The organism is Pseudomonas sp. TNT2022 ID642, assembly GCF_028656995.1.
GTDB lineage: Bacteria > Pseudomonadota > Gammaproteobacteria > Pseudomonadales > Pseudomonadaceae > Aquipseudomonas.
In genome coordinates this window covers 41,490-53,623 of sequence record NZ_JAMDGW010000037.1, presented here as the reverse complement: position 1 = coordinate 53,623, position 12,134 = coordinate 41,490, and the positions used below count along the sequence as shown (strand labels likewise).

13 protein-coding genes are annotated in these 12,134 nt (G+C 60.6%); 6 read left to right on the top strand and 7 right to left on the bottom strand.

Translation table 11 applies throughout. The features are described 5' to 3' along the window. Positions 1-7: 7 nt before the first annotated feature. The 6 genes from flgJ to M5G26_RS27595 all read right to left on the bottom strand — a co-directional run bounded on the left by flgJ (position 8) and on the right by M5G26_RS27595 (position 6,612). Positions 8-1,300 carry a flagellar assembly peptidoglycan hydrolase FlgJ gene (gene flgJ, locus M5G26_RS27620; protein WP_134178360.1) on the bottom strand — a complete coding sequence of 431 codons (1,293 nt, stop codon included), beginning with the start codon at positions 1,298-1,300 and terminating at the stop codon, positions 8-10. A gap of 11 nt (positions 1,301-1,311) precedes the next feature. Further along, positions 1,312-2,400 carry a flagellar basal body P-ring protein FlgI gene (locus M5G26_RS27615; protein ID WP_163013628.1) on the bottom strand — a complete coding sequence of 363 codons (1,089 nt, stop codon included), beginning with the start codon at positions 2,398-2,400 and terminating at the stop codon, positions 1,312-1,314. A gap of 27 nt (positions 2,401-2,427) precedes the next feature. After that, on the bottom strand, positions 2,428-3,123 hold the full coding sequence (flgH, locus tag M5G26_RS27610) for a flagellar basal body L-ring protein FlgH (RefSeq protein WP_038363773.1): 696 nt from the start codon (positions 3,121-3,123) through the stop codon (positions 2,428-2,430). A gap of 52 nt (positions 3,124-3,175) precedes the next feature. Then, positions 3,176-3,961: a flagellar basal-body rod protein FlgG gene (flgG, locus tag M5G26_RS27605; RefSeq protein WP_007920118.1), complete on the bottom strand. Its 786-nt coding sequence runs from the start codon at positions 3,959-3,961 to the stop codon at positions 3,176-3,178. Between the two features lie 45 nt (positions 3,962-4,006). Further along, the gene (locus M5G26_RS27600; RefSeq protein WP_038363771.1) at positions 4,007-4,747 is read right to left on the bottom strand and encodes a flagellar basal body rod protein FlgF; all 741 of its coding nucleotides are present in this window, start codon (positions 4,745-4,747) and stop codon (positions 4,007-4,009) included. Between the two features lie 299 nt (positions 4,748-5,046). After that, the gene (locus tag M5G26_RS27595) at positions 5,047-6,612 is read right to left on the bottom strand and encodes a sigma-54-dependent transcriptional regulator (protein ID WP_095050155.1); all 1,566 of its coding nucleotides are present in this window, start codon (positions 6,610-6,612) and stop codon (positions 5,047-5,049) included. A 374-nt stretch (positions 6,613-6,986) separates the two neighbouring features. Here M5G26_RS27595 and phhA point away from each other — a divergent pair, with 374 nt between their 5' ends. From phhA to M5G26_RS27565, 6 genes are all read left to right on the top strand, one after another. Beyond that, on the top strand, positions 6,987-7,778 hold the full coding sequence (gene phhA / locus M5G26_RS27590) for a phenylalanine 4-monooxygenase (protein ID WP_150692169.1): 792 nt from the start codon (positions 6,987-6,989) through the stop codon (positions 7,776-7,778). 117 nt (positions 7,779-7,895) lie between these two features. Then, a complete protein-coding gene (locus M5G26_RS27585) occupies positions 7,896-8,252 on the top strand; it encodes a 4a-hydroxytetrahydrobiopterin dehydratase (RefSeq protein WP_003222798.1) in 357 nt (118 codons plus the stop codon). Beyond that, complete coding sequence (locus tag M5G26_RS27580) at positions 8,252-9,445, top strand: amino acid aminotransferase (RefSeq protein ID WP_273917012.1); 1,194 nt, start codon at positions 8,252-8,254, stop codon at positions 9,443-9,445. Before M5G26_RS27585 ends, M5G26_RS27580 begins: the two co-directional genes overlap by 1 nt. 265 nt (positions 9,446-9,710) lie before the next feature. After that, entirely contained in the window at positions 9,711-9,842 is a 132-nt protein-coding gene (locus M5G26_RS27575) for a hypothetical protein (protein ID WP_016987951.1), read from the top strand. 34 nt (positions 9,843-9,876) lie between these two features. Further along, positions 9,877-10,095 carry a hypothetical protein gene (locus M5G26_RS27570; protein WP_273917011.1) on the top strand — a complete coding sequence of 73 codons (219 nt, stop codon included), beginning with the start codon at positions 9,877-9,879 and terminating at the stop codon, positions 10,093-10,095. A gap of 114 nt (positions 10,096-10,209) precedes the next feature. Further along, complete coding sequence (locus tag M5G26_RS27565; protein WP_273917035.1) at positions 10,210-11,397, top strand: MFS transporter; 1,188 nt, start codon at positions 10,210-10,212, stop codon at positions 11,395-11,397. Here M5G26_RS27565 and arfB read toward each other — a convergent pair. Next, positions 11,394-11,807: an alternative ribosome rescue aminoacyl-tRNA hydrolase ArfB gene (gene arfB, locus M5G26_RS27560; RefSeq protein WP_007920134.1), complete on the bottom strand. Its 414-nt coding sequence runs from the start codon at positions 11,805-11,807 to the stop codon at positions 11,394-11,396. The genes M5G26_RS27565 and arfB overlap by 4 nt on opposite strands. Positions 11,808-12,134 lie beyond the last annotated feature (327 nt).

The following is a 12,134-nucleotide window of genomic DNA, read 5'->3' as shown; positions in this document are numbered from 1 at the left end:
TTGTGCCTTATAAAGGCGTGGTGGATACACCCGCCGCAGCGTAGTTTTGGAAACTGTTCATCTGCTTGGCAATCTGCGAAATCTTGCTTGCGTAGTTCGGGTCGGTGGCGTAACCGGCCTTTTGCAACTCGCGTACAAACTGTTCTGGGTTATCGGCAGACTTCACGACATCTTGATAGCGATTATTGGACTGCAGCAAAGTCACCAGATCGTGGAAGCTGTCCTTGTACGAGGCATAGGAACGGAACTCAGCCGTCTCCTTGACCATCTCGCCATTGCGGAACTCGCTGGTGATCGCCCGGGCCGAATCGCCCTTCCAGTTGCTGCTCGCCTTGATGCCGAACAGGTTGTGGCTGCTGCTGCCATCCTGAGCGCGCATGACCGACTTGCCCCAACCGGTTTCCAGGGCCGCTTGTGCCACCAGATAACGCGGATCGACGCCGATGCGGTCGGCCGCTTCCTTGGCCATCGGCAGCATGGTGTTGACGAATTCGTCGGCGGAACTGAAGGCCTTTTTCGCCGGCGCCAGCGGAATCTGCGCCATGGCGCGACCGTAGACCTGCATCTGTGCGCCAGAGGCTTTTTCGCCCTCGGCGCGCGCCAGCCAGTCGCCGTTGTACAGCGGCCCGGCCCCGGTCGTGGCAGCGGTCGCGGCGCGTTGCGGCAACTGGGTCGCTGCCGTCGGTGTGGCCGACGGCACCAGCCCGGCGAGCAAACGATCGGCCAGTTTCGGCGGCAAGGCCAGACGACGCTGGTTGATCATTTCCATGTCATTGCGATGGGCGAGTTGCGTGTTCGGCGCATTCACCGAACGCGACGCCCACAACGGACGCTCGCCATTGAGGCGCGACAACGGGCCGTTGGTGGCAACGGTGCCAGCGGCAACCGGTGTGACCACGGCCGCGGCTTTTGCCTTGGCTTCTTCCTGCTTGGCGGCGGACGCAGCAGCGGCTTCGCCCGGTGCCAGCGGTTTGTTCTTCGACATCTGCCGCATCAGCACGTCGGCCAGACCAATGCCACCGCCCTCGCGGGACATGGAAACGGCCAGTTGCTGGTCGTACATTTCCTGATACTGCTTGGCCGCCGGCGTGTTGAGCGGGTTGTCTTCACCCAGGGCGTTGGTCGCCGAGCGCATCGACTTGAGCATTTCGCCGAGGAACAGCGACTCGAATTCCTGCGCGACTTTGCGCAGGTTCGCATCGCTGTTCTTGTCGCCGACCTTGAGTTGGTTCAGACGATTGAGGTCCGAGTAGGAACCCGAATCGCTGCTGCTGACCAGACCGCTTTTGCGCATATCCATAACGGTCGGCCTCAGATCACGATCAGGTCGGCTTGCAACGCGCCGGCCTGCTTCAAGGCTTCGAGGATCGCCATCAAGTCACCCGGTGCCGCGCCGACCTGGTTCACCGCCCGCACGATCTCGTCGAGGGTAGTACCCGGGCCGAACTTGAACATCGGTTTGGCTTCCTGCTCGGCATTCACCCGCGAGCGCGGCACGACAGCGGTCTGGCCATTGGACAGAGGGCCCGGCTGGCTGACGATCGGGTCTTCGGTGATGGTCACGGTCAGGCTGCCGTGGGTCACGGCGGCTGGCGACACTTTCACGTTCTGGCCGATGACGATGGTACCGGTACGCGAGTTGATGATGACTTTCGCCACCGCCTGACCCGGATCGACTTCGAGGTTTTCCAGAATCGACAAGTAGTCGACGCGTTGGCTTGGATCGAGCGGCGCAGTGACGCGGATCGATCCACCGTCGATGGCTTGCGCAACGCCAGGGCCGAGCATGTCGTTGATCTTGTCGACGATACGTTTGGCGGTGGTGAAGTCGGAACGGTTGAGGTTCAGCGTCAGGCTGTTGCCCTGGTTGAAACCGCTCGGCACCGAACGCTCCACCGAGGCACCGCCGGGAATGCGACCGGCCGACGGAACGTTGACGGTGATCTTCGAACCGTCACGCCCTTCGGCATCGAAACCGCCGACCACCAGGTTGCCCTGAGCGACCGCGTAGACGTTGCCGTCGATACCCTTGAGCGGGGTCAGCAACAGCGTGCCGCCACGCAGGCTCTTGGAGTTACCGATCGAGGACACCGTAATGTCGACCTGCTGACCTGGCTTGGCGAACGCCGGCAAGTCGGCACTGATCGACACTGCCGCGACGTTCTTCAACTGCACGTTGCCCGATCCCGGCGGCACTTTGATGCCGAACTGCGAGAGCATGTTGTTGAAGGTCTGCAGGGTGAACGGGGTTTGCGTCGTCTGGTCGCCGGTGCCATTAAGCCCGACCACCAGGCCGTAACCGATCAACTGGTTGGAACGCACGCCGGAAATGCTGGCGATATCTTTCAGCCGCTCAGCGTGGGCAGCAAAAGCGGCGGACATCAGGGTCGCCGCCAGCATGAAGCTTTTCAGATTCAACGTAGCCACCTAGAAAGGGAACAGCGGGCTGAGGAAGAAACGGTCGAACCAGCCTGGCTGACTCGTATCGGCAAATGCGCCGGTACCCGAGTAGGTGATGCGTGCATCGGCGACCCGAGTCGACGACACGGTGTTGTCCGTGGCGATGTCATCGGCGCGTACCAGGCCGGCGATGCGCACCAGTTCGTCACCAGTGTTCAGCGTCAGCCACTTCTCGCCACGCACGGCGATGATGCCGTTGGGCAGCACGTCAGCGACGGTCACGGTGATCGAACCGGTCAGGCTGTTGCTCTGCCCGGACTTGGCGTCGCCCTTGGTCGAGCGGTCGGCGCTGTAGCCGGCGTTCAGACTCAGGTCGTTGCCGCCGATCGGGTTGTTGGTGGTCAGGCTGGAGCCGAACAACGAGGTCAGACCGACCTTGTTGTCGCTGTTCTTGTCCATCTGCGAGTTGGCATTCTTGCTCGCCTGCGTGCGCTCGTTCAGGGTGATGGTGATGATGTCACCGACCCGGAAAGCCTTGCGGTCGCTGTACAGGTTCTGCTCGAAGCCAGCCTGATAAATCGAGCCGTTGTTGGCCGCAGCCGGCAACGGCGTGCGCGGCAACACCGGGGCGTAGTAAGGGTCATTGGGCTTGGGCGTCGGAGCGACGCAGCCCGCGAGCGAGACGACCCCACTCAATGCCAGAACAGATACAAAGCGATTCATGACCCTACCTCACGGTGTTGCAGGCGACCTCATGGCCGCCTCATAGACTTGATTACAGATTCTGCGTTACGAACGAGAGCATCTGGTCAGCGGTGGAGATCACCTTGGAGTTCATCTCGTAAGCGCGCTGAGTAGTGATCATGTTGACCATCTCTTCAACCGTGCTGACGTTGGAGGTTTCCAGGGTGTTCTGCAGGGTGGTACCGAAACCGGCCAGACCCGGGGTGCCGACTTGCGGCGCGCCGGAAGCGGCAGTTTCCAGGAACAGGTTGTTGCCCACGGCTTGCAGACCGGCCGGGTTGATGAAGTCGGCGGTTTGCAGGTTGCCGATCACCTGCGACGCAGCGTTGCCAGCAACCGTGATGGACACGGTGCCGTCACGGCCGACGGTGAAGGTCTGGGCATCGTTCGGAATGACGATGGCCGGTTCCAGTGCGAAACCGCTGGCGTTAACGATCTGGCCATTGGAATCGAGGTGGAACGTACCGTCGCGGGTGTAGGACGTGGTGCCGTCCGGCTGCAGAATCTGGAAGAAACCGCGACCGTCGATGGCCATGTCCAGCGGCTGTTCGGTGGTTTGCAGGCTACCGGCGGTGAAGTTTTTCTGGGTGCCGACGATGCGCACACCGGTACCCAGTTGCAGACCCGACGGCAGTTCACTGTCCTGAGTCGACTGGGCGCCTGGCTGACGCTTGATCTGATAGAGCAAGTCCTGGAACTCGGCGCGATCACGTTTGAAACCCGTGGTCGACACGTTTGCCAGGTTGTTGGAAATGGTGGTCAGGTTGGTGTCCTGGGCGGACAGACCGGTTTTGGCAACCCATAGAGCCGGAAGCATTCGATTCTCCTCGTGCGCCTGTTTTACGGCGCGACGTTCTGATAATTAGCTGATCTGCAAGACCCGAGCCATGGCCTGGTCGTCGTCTTTGGCGGTGTTCATCATCTTGACGTGCAACTCGAACTGCTTGGCCAGGGCCAGCACCGAGGTCATCTCTTCGACGGCGTTGACGTTGCTCGACTCAAGGAAACCCGACACCAGTTTGACGTTGGCATCGGCCTGCGCCGGCTGGCCGTCCTTGGTGTAGATCGAGCCGTCGAGGCCCTTGTTCATGTTCTTGATGTCCGGGTTGACCAGTTTGATCCGGTCGACTTCCGCCATGACGCGCGGGCCTTCGCCCATCGCACGAATACTGATGGTGCCGTCTTCACCGACTTCGATCTGCTGCTCGGGCGGCACGGCGATCGGACCGCCGTTGCCGATCACCGGCATGCCGTTGCCGGCGCGCAGAACACCGAGGGCGTCGACGTTGAGGCTGCCGGTGCGCACGTAGCTTTCGCCGCCGTTAGGGTTCTGCACGGCAATGAAACCGTTGCCGGTCACCGCGACGTCGAGGTCACGACCGGTCTGCACCAGCGAGCCCGGGGTGAAATCGGTGGCGGGCCGTTCGCTCATGGCAAACGCACGCGCCGGAAAGCTGTCACCGAACACCGGCATCGAACGCGCCTGTTCCAGGTCGCGCTGAAAACCGTTGGTGGAGATGTTCGCCAGGTTGTTGGCATGCGCCTTTTGCGCCAGCGCATTCTGGCTGGCGCCGGTCATTGCCACATAAAGGTACTTGTCCACACTCTTTCCTCTGCATGCCGGACGTTTGCCGCCCACCGCTGTACTGCTGAGCCATAAGCAATTTGCAGACCAACTTTTTTCTGGCGCACAAAGGCCCGGTAAACAAAGGACTTGGGGGATGATGAGGGGAAATTTGAAATGTATCGAAGTCGAAAAACCGGCGGTGTTATGCCGCTTGGCGGCAATCCCTCGAATGATCGTTCCCACGCTCCGCGTGGGAATACCTCAATGGACGCTCTGCGTCCGCTTTGGGACGCGGAGCGTCCCGGGCTGCATTCCCACGCAGAGCGTGGGAACGATCACGTGCTGCCCGACTCTTTGCCGACTTCATACTCACGCAGTTTGTTGGCAATGGTGGTGTGCGAAACCCCCAGCCGCTTACCCAACTGCCGACTGCTCGGATGCTCGGAATACAACCGCTCCAGCACCGCTTTCTCGAAGCGCCCGACAATCTCGTCCAGCCCACCCTCCAGCGAGAAATCGCCAAGCGGCTGACGCACGCCGTAATCCGGCAGACGAATATGCTCGGCCTTCACCGTGCCGCCGTCGCACAGCGAAACCGCCTGGAACAGCACGTTCTCCAGTTGCCGCACGTTGCCCGGCCAGTGGTAATGACTGAGCCGATCCATCGCCGCCGGCGCCAGTTTCGGCAGCGAGCAACCGATCTGCCGACTGGCCTGGTCGAGAAAGTGTTCGACCAGCGGCGTCAGTCCGTCGAGGCATTCACGCAGCGGCGGGATGTGTAACGAGAGCACGTTCAAGCGGTGGTACAAATCCTGGCGAAACTCGCCGCGCGCGCACAGCTCCGACAAGTCCACCTGGGTGGCGCAGATCACCCGCACATCCAGATAAACCTCTTCATCACTGCCGACCCGTCGGAAGCAACCGTCCTGTAGAAAGCGCAGCAACTTCACCTGCAAGCGCGGGCTCATTTCACCGACGCCGTCGAGAAACAATGTGCCGCCCGCGGTCAACTCCAGCAGGCCGAGTTTGCCTTCAGCCCGCGCCCCTTCAAAAGCGCCAGGGCCGTAGCCGAACAGTTCGGTCTCGGCCATCGACTCGGGCAGGCCGGCGCAGTTGAGCGCCATCAGAGGCGACTGCCCGCGCGGACTGGCGAGGTGGCAGGCACGCGCCAGTAACTCCTTACCGGTGCCGGTTTCGCCCTCAATCAACAGCGGCGCATCCAGCGGGGCCATACGCCGCGCTTCACGCACCACGGCGGCCATCACTTTCGAACTCTGGAAGATGCTGTCGAAGCCACGTAGTTCCTGCTTGCGCACGTTATAGATGCGCTCGCCCACTCTGTCGGCGCGATGCAAGGTCAACACTGCGCCGGCCATGGCTTCACTGTCGTCGTGTTCCGATTGCAGCGGCGCGATGTCGGCAAGAAAGATGTCGCCCTTGACCTTGACCCGCATGCCGTTGATTCGCGATTTGTTGGCGCGCACCAGCTCTGGCAAGTCGAAATCTTCGGCATAACGCGACAGCGGAATCCCCGGCACTTCATCGACCCGCACACCGAGCAACTGCGCCGCCGCACGGTTGGCCGCCACGATCGAGCCACCCATGTCGATCGACAGCACCGGAAACTCCAGCGCGCCGAGCAGCGCATTCAACTCCATGTGCCGACGCTCGCTGGGCATCAGCCCTACCCGTTTGACGCCGAACACCCCGGCAATCGCCTCGAACTTCGGCCGCAGCGCCTGGAACTGGATATTGATCAGGTTCGGGCAGTGCAGATAGATCGCATTGCCATGCTCGCCACCGACCTCACCGCGCGCGACGTTGATCCCGTACGCCACCAGCAGGTTGAGGATGTCGCGCAGGATGCCGATGCGGTTCTGGCAGTGGACTTTGATGCGCATATAAATCGCCCGAATAAACGATGAGAAACCTGTAGGAGTGAGCCTGCTCGCGATGGCTTTGGGTCAGTTGATATTGATGCTGACTGAAACACCGCTATCGCGAGCAGGCTCACTCCTACAGGGGGACCGCGCCAGACTTTTCTGTGGTGGCACGCAGATAGTTGTCAAGATTATGTGACAGCCAAGCGCCTTTTCAAACCCGCCAATCACCACAAACGCGAGATATCCGCCAAACCGTAACGATAACTTTACGAATTAAAGAGAAATTTCCCACGCGCAGGCCATTCAACCTGCTGCACATCAACCCGCTCTCAGGTAATTCTGAGTCCATCGCTGGACATAACAAGAACGAATTCCCCTAGCAGGAGAGCAGTATGAAGCAGACGCAATACGTGGCCCGCGAGCCCGATGCGCAAGGTTTTATCGACTACCCCGCCGAAGAACACGCGGTGTGGAACACGCTGATCACTCGCCAGTTGAAAGTGATCGAAGGGCGTGCCTGCCAGGAGTATCTGGACGGTATCGAAAAACTCGGTCTGCCCCACGACCGCATCCCGCAACTCGGCGAGATCAACAAGGTGCTCGGCGCGACCACCGGTTGGCAGGTCGCCCGTGTTCCGGCGCTGATTCCCTTCCAGACCTTCTTTGAATTGCTCGCCAGCAAGCAGTTTCCCGTCGCGACATTTATCCGTACCCGCGAAGAGCTGGATTACCTGCAAGAGCCGGATATTTTCCACGAGATCTTTGGTCACTGCCCGCTGCTGACCAACCCGTACTTCGCCGAATTCACCCACACCTACGGCAAGCTCGGCCTGCAAGCGACCAAAGAAGAACGCGTGTACCTGGCGCGCCTGTACTGGATGACCATCGAGTTCGGCCTGGTCGACACCCCGCAAGGCAAGCGCATCTACGGCGGCGGCATTCTGTCCTCACCGAAAGAAACCGTTTACTCGCTGTCGGACGAGCCTGAGCATCAAGCCTTCGATCCGCTCGAAGCCATGCGCACGCCGTATCGCATCGACATCCTGCAACCGCTGTACTTTGTCCTGCCGAACCTCAAGCGTCTGTTCGACGTGGCCCATGAAGACATCATGGCCATGGTTCGCCAAGGCATGCAGTTGGGTCTGCACGCACCGAAGTTTCCGCCGAAACCGAAAGCCGCGTGACCCGCGACTTTTGCTGACAATTGAGCCTGTCAGTCGCCGCCACTTTGGTTTAGCGTGACGGCATTGACGGCTCCAACGCTTTAATAAAAAAAACACACTCGATTTCAGGAATACGCCATGTCCACTTTGAACCAAGCCCACTGCGAAGCCTGCCGCGCCGATGCGCCACAAGTCAGCGACGAAGAACTGCCGATCCTGATCAAGCAGATCCCTGACTGGAACATCGAAGTACGCGACAGCATCATGCAGCTGGAGAAAGTCTTCCTGTTCAAGAACTTCAAACACGCGCTGGCCTTCACCAATGCGGTCGGCGAGATCTCCGAGGCCGAAGGTCATCATCCGGGCCTGCTGACCGAGTGGGGCAAAGTCACCGTGACCTGGTGGAGCCACTCGATCAAAGGCCTGCATCGCAACGACTTCATCATGGCCGCGCGCACTGACGAAGTGGCCAAGACTGCAGAAGGACGCAAGTAATGCACTTCGACGCCATTGGCCGGGTACCCGGCGACCCGATCCTCGGCTTGATGGAGGCGTATGCGCAGGACGCCAACCCGCGCAAATTCGACTTGGGCGTTGGCGTCTACAAGGATGCCCAAGGCCTGACGCCGATCCCGGAAGCGGTGAAAATCGCCGAAGCGCGACTGGTCGAAAGCCAGGACACCAAGACCTACATCGGTGGCCACGGCAACCCGCTGTTCGGCAAAGTCATCAACGAGCTGGTGCTCGGCGCCGACTCCAAGCTGATCGCCGAGCAGCGTGCCGGCGCCACCCAGACCCCGGGCGGCACCGGTGCCCTGCGTCTGGCCGCTGACTTCATCGCCCAGTGCCTGCCGGGCAAAGGCGTGTGGCTGAGCAACCCGACCTGGCCGATCCACGAAACCATTTTCGCCACGGCCGGGGTCAAGGTCAGTCACTACCCATACGTGGGCAGTGACAACCGCCTCGACGTCGAAGCCATGCTCGCTGTGCTCAACGAAGTGCCGAAAGGTGATGTGGTGCTGCTGCACGCGTGCTGCCACAACCCGACCGGTTTCGATTTGAATCATGACGACTGGCAGCGTGTACTGGACGTGGTGCGCAGCCGTAATCTGCTGCCGCTGATCGACTTTGCCTACCAGGGCTTTGGCGATGGCTTGGAGCAGGATGCATGGTCGACCCGGCTGTTCGCGGCTGAAGTGCCCGAGTTGCTGATCACCAGTTCCTGCTCGAAGAACTTCGGTTTGTACCGCGACCGTACCGGTGCGCTGATCGTCTGCGCGAAAACCGCCGACAAGCTCATCGACATCCGCAGCCAACTGGCCAACATCGCTCGCAACCTGTGGTCGACGCCGCCGGATCACGGCGCGGCAGTGGTCGCGACCATCCTCGCCGATCCAGAACTGAAAGCCCGCTGGGCCGATGAAGTGGAAGCCATGCGCCTGCGGATTGCGCAACTGCGCAGCGGCCTGGTCGAAGCGCTGGAGCCACACGGCTTGCGCGAGCGCTTTGCGCACATTGGCGTGCAACGCGGCATGTTCTCTTACACCGGCCTGTCACCGGAGCAAGTGAAACAACTGCGTGAGCATCACAGCGTGTACATGGTCAGCTCGGGCCGGGCGAACGTCGCCGGTATCGACGCAACGCGCCTCGCGCTGCTGGCCGAAGCCATCGCTAACGTCTGCAAATAGTCAAAGCACCGCAGTACCCCTGTAGGAGCTGCCGAAGGCTGCGATCTTTTGATCTTGTTTCTAAAGCAGGATCAAAAGATCGCAGCCTTCGGCAGCTCCCACATTTGTTTGTGGTGACCTTTGGGTTTTGCCCTCCCCTGCGGCCATCTGTCGCATTAATTTGAATTAAAAGTCTGATTGTCATTTTTCCTGCTGTATCCTGCGCAGGCTTTCAAGAAGCGCGGATCTACCAGATCTATCAACAGACTTAGCGAGGAGCGCAACCATGCACGAGATTCCTAATCTCCCCTTCCCAAGCCTGCACGTACCTGAGCAGACGACCACGCAACAAGCCGGCGCGGGGCAACCCGAGCCGAAAGAAGCCGTTGAGAGCCGCCCGGCCGACAACGAAGAGTAAGACCCGTCGTACAGACCGTGTGGAAAGCGCTAACATGCGCTTTCCACACTGCCTGAACCCCGAGCCCGCCATGACCGACGAATTCTCCGAAAGCCAAGCTGCCGTACTGATCGGCGCCACCGAGAAAATGATCGAGATCTGGAATCGTCTCTCGCCCGAGAAACAAGCCGCCCTGCTCGCCCGTTTCGGCAGCGAAGAAAATGCCCTGGCGGCGCTGGTCACCACACAACTGGTTACCCCGGCCAAGTCCTGAAGCGCCCACCCGGCAAATAGTTTTACTTTTCCCGCCCCAGATCCGTCCACGTCGGTATCATAAGCAGCCTATCTAATCTGCCGCTCCCGTGGATCGTTACCCATGTCGTCCTCTATGCCAGAACCCCAGCGCCCCCTGGCGGTCACGCTGCAAGTCGTTTCCATCGTCCTCTTCACCTTTATCGGTTACCTGAACATCGGCATTCCGCTCGCGGTGTTGCCGGGTTATGTCCACAGTGACCTGGGCTTTGGCGCGGTGATTGCCGGTCTGGTGATCAGCGTGCAATACCTCGCCACCCTGCTCAGCCGCCCGTACGCCGGCAAGATCATCGACAACCAGGGCAGCAAACGCGCGGTGATGATTGGCCTCGCCGGGTGCGGCTTGAGCGGTGTGTTCATGCTGATTTCGGCATGGACACCGAGCATGCCGATGTTCAGTTTGATCAGTCTGTTAATTGGCCGTCTGGTGCTGGGCAGCGCCGAAAGCCTCGTCGGTTCCGGCTCGATTGGCTGGGGCATCGGCCGCGTTGGCGCGGCGAACACGGCCAAAGTGATTTCCTGGAATGGCATCGCCAGTTACGGCGCACTGGCGATCGGCGCACCGTTCGGCGTGTGGCTGGTCGGCCAGTTGGGTTTGTGGAGCATGGGCGTCAGCATCATCCTGCTCGCCGCGCTGGGCCTGTTGCTGGCCTGGCCGAAAACGCCGGCACCGATTGTCGCCGGCGAGCGTCTGCCGTTCATGCATGTGCTCGGCAAAGTGTTTCCCCACGGTTGCGGTCTGGCACTGGGCTCGATCGGCTTCGGCACCATCGCCACCTTCATCACCCTGTATTACGCGACCCAGCATTGGGACAACGCGGTGTTGTGCCTGAGCCTGTTCGGCGCCAGCTTCATCGGTGCGCGGCTGCTGTTCGGCAACCTGATCAACCGCCTCGGCGGCTTTCGCGTGGCGATTGCCTGTCTGTCGGTGGAAACCCTCGGCTTGTTGCTGTTGTGGCTGGCGCCGGACGCACATTGGGCGTTGGCCGGTGCGGCGTTGAGCGGGTTTGGTTTCTCGCTGGTGTTCCCGGCGTTGGGTGTGGAAGCGGTGAATCTGGTGCCGGCCTCCAGTCGCGGCGCAGCCGTTGGCGCTTACTCGCTGTTCATCGACTTGTCGCTGGGGATCACCGGGCCATTGGCCGGGGCGATTGCGGCAGGATTCGGTTTTGCCTCGATCTTCCTGTTTGCTGCCCTCGCCTCGCTAAGCGGCTTGGCACTGAGCGTGTATCTGTACAAGCACACCGCCAAGTATCGCGTAGACTAGAAGTCCACTTTGCCGCGCCCGGCCTTGATGCTGCCACGCTTGGTTTTCGATTCGAGCCGACGCTTCTTTGAGCCGAGGGTCGGCTTGGTCGGACGGCGTTTCTTTTCGACTTTGGTCGCGCTGAGGATCAGCTCGACCAGACGCTCCAGCGCATCGGCGCGGTTGGCTTCCTGCGTGCGGTATTGCTGCGCCTTGATGATCAACACGCCGTCGCTGGTGATGCGACTGTCACGCAGCGCCAGCAGCCGCTCCTTGTAGAACTCGGGCAACGACGAGGCCGGTATGTCGAAGCGCAAGTGCATGGCGCTGGAGACCTTGTTGACGTTCTGCCCACCGGCGCCTTGCGCGCGGATGGCGGTCAGTTCGATCTCGGCATCCGGCAGATGCACGTTGTTGGAAATCACCAGCATGGAAAAGCGTCCGTAATCAGAACGCGCAGGATACCGCGAAACAGACCTCGAACCTGCTGAAGATCCACTGCCGGCCTTCGCCTGTTCACGCTGAGATCAGTGCAATCGCCCTCGATTTGTCAGAAATCGATCAGCCGCCCAACTGCGCAACTTCTTGCGCACCGGCCTTCGAAAAAACGCCCGCCAATCTCCTGCAGCCCATGTCACACGGGCCCTGTAGCCGAGTGCGCAAGAAGTTGCACAGCACTGCGCAACTTCTTGCGCACTTTGAGACGGTTTCCCACAACAAAAATCGATTTATCTCTAAGGCACACGACGCAAACCCTT

Coding starts and splice junctions, on each gene's coding strand:
- M5G26_RS27570 (WP_273917011.1), top strand. CDS start 9,877: ATGCGCTTTCCACACTGCCTGAACCCCGAGCCCGCCATGACCGACGAA.
- M5G26_RS27615 (WP_163013628.1), bottom strand. CDS start 2,400: ATGCTGGCGGCGACCCTGATGTCCGCCGCTTTTGCTGCCCACGCTGAG.
- flgG (WP_007920118.1), bottom strand. CDS start 3,961: ATGCTTCCGGCTCTATGGGTTGCCAAAACCGGTCTGTCCGCCCAGGAC.
- M5G26_RS27580 (WP_273917012.1), top strand. CDS start 8,252: ATGCACTTCGACGCCATTGGCCGGGTACCCGGCGACCCGATCCTCGGC.
- flgH (WP_038363773.1), bottom strand. CDS start 3,123: ATGAATCGCTTTGTATCTGTTCTGGCATTGAGTGGGGTCGTCTCGCTC.
- M5G26_RS27565 (WP_273917035.1), top strand. CDS start 10,210: ATGCCAGAACCCCAGCGCCCCCTGGCGGTCACGCTGCAAGTCGTTTCC.
- phhA (WP_150692169.1), top strand. CDS start 6,987: ATGAAGCAGACGCAATACGTGGCCCGCGAGCCCGATGCGCAAGGTTTT.
- M5G26_RS27575 (WP_016987951.1), top strand. CDS start 9,711: ATGCACGAGATTCCTAATCTCCCCTTCCCAAGCCTGCACGTACCTGAG.
- M5G26_RS27595 (WP_095050155.1), bottom strand. CDS start 6,612: ATGCGCATCAAAGTCCACTGCCAGAACCGCATCGGCATCCTGCGCGAC.
- arfB (WP_007920134.1), bottom strand. CDS start 11,807: ATGCTGGTGATTTCCAACAACGTGCATCTGCCGGATGCCGAGATCGAA.
- M5G26_RS27585 (WP_003222798.1), top strand. CDS start 7,896: ATGTCCACTTTGAACCAAGCCCACTGCGAAGCCTGCCGCGCCGATGCG.
- flgJ (WP_134178360.1), bottom strand. CDS start 1,300: ATGGATATGCGCAAAAGCGGTCTGGTCAGCAGCAGCGATTCGGGTTCC.